Origin of the sequence: Actinoplanes sp. NBRC 103695 (assembly GCF_030269485.1) — a bacterium.
Taxonomy (GTDB): Bacteria; Actinomycetota; Actinomycetes; order Mycobacteriales; family Micromonosporaceae; genus Actinoplanes.
Genome location: NZ_BSTL01000026.1, coordinates 140,799 through 144,584, shown reverse-complemented (window position 1 = coordinate 144,584; position 3,786 = coordinate 140,799). Strand labels below are relative to the sequence as shown.

3 protein-coding genes are annotated in these 3,786 nt (G+C 69.1%); 1 reads left to right on the top strand and 2 read right to left on the bottom strand.

The genetic code is table 11. From position 1 onward, the window contains the following. Positions 1–724 precede the first annotated feature (724 nt). Positions 725–1,993, top strand: a complete 1,269-nt coding sequence (locus QSK31_RS36950; RefSeq protein WP_285689347.1) for a pyridoxal phosphate-dependent aminotransferase — start codon at positions 725–727, stop codon at positions 1,991–1,993. 15 nt (positions 1,994–2,008) lie between these two features. Here the strand turns inward: QSK31_RS36950 and QSK31_RS36945 are convergent, their stop codons facing one another. Further along, positions 2,009–2,488 (bottom strand): RrF2 family transcriptional regulator, encoded by a 480-nt coding sequence (locus tag QSK31_RS36945; RefSeq protein WP_285689350.1) that lies wholly within the window; start codon positions 2,486–2,488, stop codon positions 2,009–2,011. Positions 2,489–2,807: 319 nt separating this feature from the next. Beyond that, positions 2,808–3,287, bottom strand: coding sequence for a sigma-70 family RNA polymerase sigma factor (locus QSK31_RS36940; RefSeq protein ID WP_285689346.1), 480 nt, complete (start codon positions 3,285–3,287; stop codon positions 2,808–2,810). Positions 3,288–3,786: the final 499 nt, after the last annotated feature.

Sequence of the window (3,786 nt, the reverse complement as noted above, 5' to 3'; positions counted from 1 at the left end):
GAACGCGGCCTTATCAAACGCACCCGGCTGAGCGGCATTCATCTTCTCCGCATTCGCCGCCTTACCCTGCGCCTGCTTATCATCGGCCGGCGGCTTCGCGGCGGCCTGCGCGGCGCTGGCCTTCGACACGGGCGGCGGATGCGCGGCGAGAGTCCTCTGCTTACCGGCTACATCTGACTTGAGAGTGTTGAACTTGGGCGTCGACGCCGCCGGGGGGGCGCGCCAACCGCTGCACCGGCAGGGACTCATCGGGCGCGGCCGCCTCATTCTCGCTCGCCGGCGCCGGCGCCGTCTCCGGCACGGGCGCCGGGGCGCGTCGCTGGGCCATGATTCGGGCGAGGGCCCGGTTGCCGGCCGAGGCCTGGATGCGCTGGGCGGTGCCCAGGCTCAACGGCCGCGCCGCCGGTGTTCGGCGCACCTCCGTGGACGGCTCCGCCGCCCGGTCGGCCCCGGCCCGATGGGACGGATCGCGATCGGTCCCGGAGCCCTCGAACTCACGCTTCTCCATGGCCGTACCCCCGGAGTATGGCCTTGCCCGAAGGGCGAGTGTCGACGATGAACGAGCGTTCATCCGAGGGCGTCGAGGGCCGCCGCCGGGGTAACCGCCGTTGCCCTTCCGAGCAACGAGGTTGAAGCCTGAATTGATCGTTTCCAGAGTCGGTGAACGTTTCGCGCACGTGACGCGTAGAGAACAACGCCAATGTCACCGAGGACTGGAGTCGCGATGGCCGGGACGGGAATCGATACGTCGATCCTGCACAAGGGTGCGCACAGCGCGTCGTACTTCGACCTGGCCCGCAACGCGGGCGAGGGTGTGGAGATCGTCGACTTCTGCATTCCCTGCAACCCGTACTTCCCGACCCCGGAGATGTTCGACGAGCTTTCGCGGGACCTCAAGAACATCCTGAAGTACTACCCGAGCGACTCGGCGAACATCACCAAGAAGCTGGCCAGCGTGCTCGGCCTGCACCCGCAGACGGTGGCCATGGCGAACGGGTCCACCGAGCTCATCACCTGGATCGACCACCTGATGATCAAGGAGAGCGTGGCGATCCCGATCCCCACCTTCGGGCGGTGGACCGACCAGCCGCTGGAGACCGGCAAGCGGGTGGACATGTACCCGCTGCAGGAGCGGGACGGGTTCCGGCTCAACCTGGACGACTACGTGCGCTTCATCCGCGAACGTGGCACCCGGGTCGCGGTGGTGTGCAACGTGAACAACCCGGACGGCAACTACCTGCCGCGCCGCGAGGTGATCCGGTTCATGGACCAGCTCGGCGACCTCGACCTGGTGGTGATCGACGAGTCGTTCATCGACTTCTCCGACGAGGAGCAGTACCCGTCGGTCGGCCCGGACGCGGTGATCCGGCCGAACACGGTGGTGCTGAAGAGCCTCGGTAAGAACTTCGGCCTGCACGGCATCCGGTTCGGTTACCTGCTGGCGAACCCGGCCATCGCCGGGAAGATCGCCAAGACGCTGCCGAAGTGGAACCTGAACTCGCTCGCCGAGAAGGTCGTCTACATGATCCAGGACCACGACGACGAGTACGAGGAGAGCCTGGCCCTGCTCAGCCGTGACCGGCGGCTGATGGCCGGGGAGCTGTCCCGGGTGCCCGGGCTGACCGTCTTCCCCTCGCAGGGCAACTTCATCCTGGTCAAGCTGCCCACCGAGTGGTCGGGCGTGGCGCTGCGCGACTTCCTGGTCGCCAACCATGGCGTCTACACCCGCGAATGCGGCAACAAACTCGGCATGACCAGCCAGTTCATGCGGATGGTGGTGCGGCCGGCACGGGACGTGGACCGGCTGATCGACGGGATGATGGACTACGGCAGCCAGTTCCGCCGCCCGCCGGTCTACGACACCGACCCGCTGGACACCCGCCGCAGCTGGGAGCAGACCCCGCCGCCGCAGCAGGACGTCCGGCCGGACAACCTCATCCAGTACCCGTCCCGCCGCAGCCAGGAGTACGCCGCCCGCCGCGCCGCGATGTGACCTTCCGGCGCGGGGTCAGACGACGGCGGGGACGCCGAGCCAGCCGCGGATCTCGTTGAGGGTGCCGGGGCCGTAGTCGCCGGTCACCGACTGCGCCAGGTCGGCGACCGAGACCGCGCGCAGGGCGTCACGCCAGGCCTTGTCGGCCGCCAGCATCGCCCGGTTGATCGCGCACGGGGCGGTGCAGGCGGAGGCCGGGGTGGCCATCGGGCCGCGCTGGCGGATCTCCGTGCAGACGAACGCGGGGCCGGCGCCGTCGACCGCCTCGACCACGTCGAGCACGGTGATCTCCTCTGCGGGGCGGGTCAGCACGTAGCCGCCCGCATGGCCCTGCACCGACGCGATGAGACCGGCCCGCGACAACGCCTGCATCTGCTTGGCCAGATAGCTGGCGGAGATGTCGTGCAGCTCGGCCAAGCGGGCCGCGGCCACCGGACGATCCGCGGCGGTCAGCACCACGCTGCAGTGCAGCGCCCACTCGACGCCTCCGGACATTTTCACAAGACCACTTTACTTTCTCGGACAAATGGGGTCCGACTAGCGCGCAGGATCATTTCACGCCGCGAAAAAACTTCGGGACGTTCGTGAACAACGGTGCGGGTGGTCCGTTGTGGAGTCCGACGCCTGCTTGCAGCGACGGCGCCGGTGCTCCAGCCGGTGGCCGCGCCGGGGTCGTACGCAGGCGCCGCGACCCCCCTCTTGCGGCGCCGGCCCCGGCGAACCGGTGCCCCTCCGCCCAACCCCGCGGTGGAGGGGCACCTTCCCGAAGGTCGGACCGCGGAAGCTTCGCCGGCGCGAGGCGACGAGGGCCGGATCAGGCGGCCTCGAGCCCGGTGCGGAGGGCGCGCAGCGCGTAGTGGGTGCGGGACTTGACCGTTCCGACCGGCACGCCGAGGAGTTGGGCCACCTCGTCGATCGAGCGGCCGTGCACGTAGACCTGGGACAGGATGTCGCGGTGCGCGGGCGTGAGCCGGTCGAAGGCGTACCGCATGGAGGCCCCGGCCAGCGCCGAGCCGGTCGTGTCGTCGCGGGCGGCGATCCAGTTGAGGTCGACCGCGCCCACCTCGGCGGGGCGGTTGTGCCGCATCCGGACCACGTCGATGACCAGGCGGCGGGCCACGGTGAAGAGCCACCGGCGGACGCCCTCGGTGTCCTCGGGGAGGGAGTCGATGTGCCGCCAGGCGCGCAGCATCGTCTCCTGGAGCAGATCCTCGGCGGTCTGGCGCTCACCCTTCGTCAGGCCGAGAAGGAAGCGGGAGACGTCCCGCGAGTGCTCGGCGTGCAGGGAGATCATGCGGGCCTCCCGATCGAGCGATGCGGGCGGATCCAGCGATTCAGAAGGCGAGCGATCGAGCACGGTCGGCATCCGGTACCCCCGTCGGGCGAACTAGGGCGAGATGAGGTCACGGACCGGGGTTCCGGACCGTCTGCCGGAAGACGCTAGGAGGACGCGGTGTGATCGCACTGACGTGCGAGTGCGTATCGAGTGCCGTCGCGCCGTGCGGAAGACAAGTCACGCTCGGTTACGACTGCGGACGACGGCAGACCGGCCACCGGCGGGCGGCTTGAGGCGCCGCCGTCGCCCGCAATGGGAGCGGGCGCTGTCCCTGACCCCCCAGCGGCAACACGCCGACTCCAATCGATACGAACGGCCCTGACCAGGTGATGTTCATTTCGTTGTACAAAGTGACCTGGATCACATCTGAGAGCGTGAACACAGAGGACCGTCACGCGTCCTTAGTGACGCAGGGCGGCCACCTTTCCCCGTGCGGTGGTCGCCCTGCCCTGCTCAG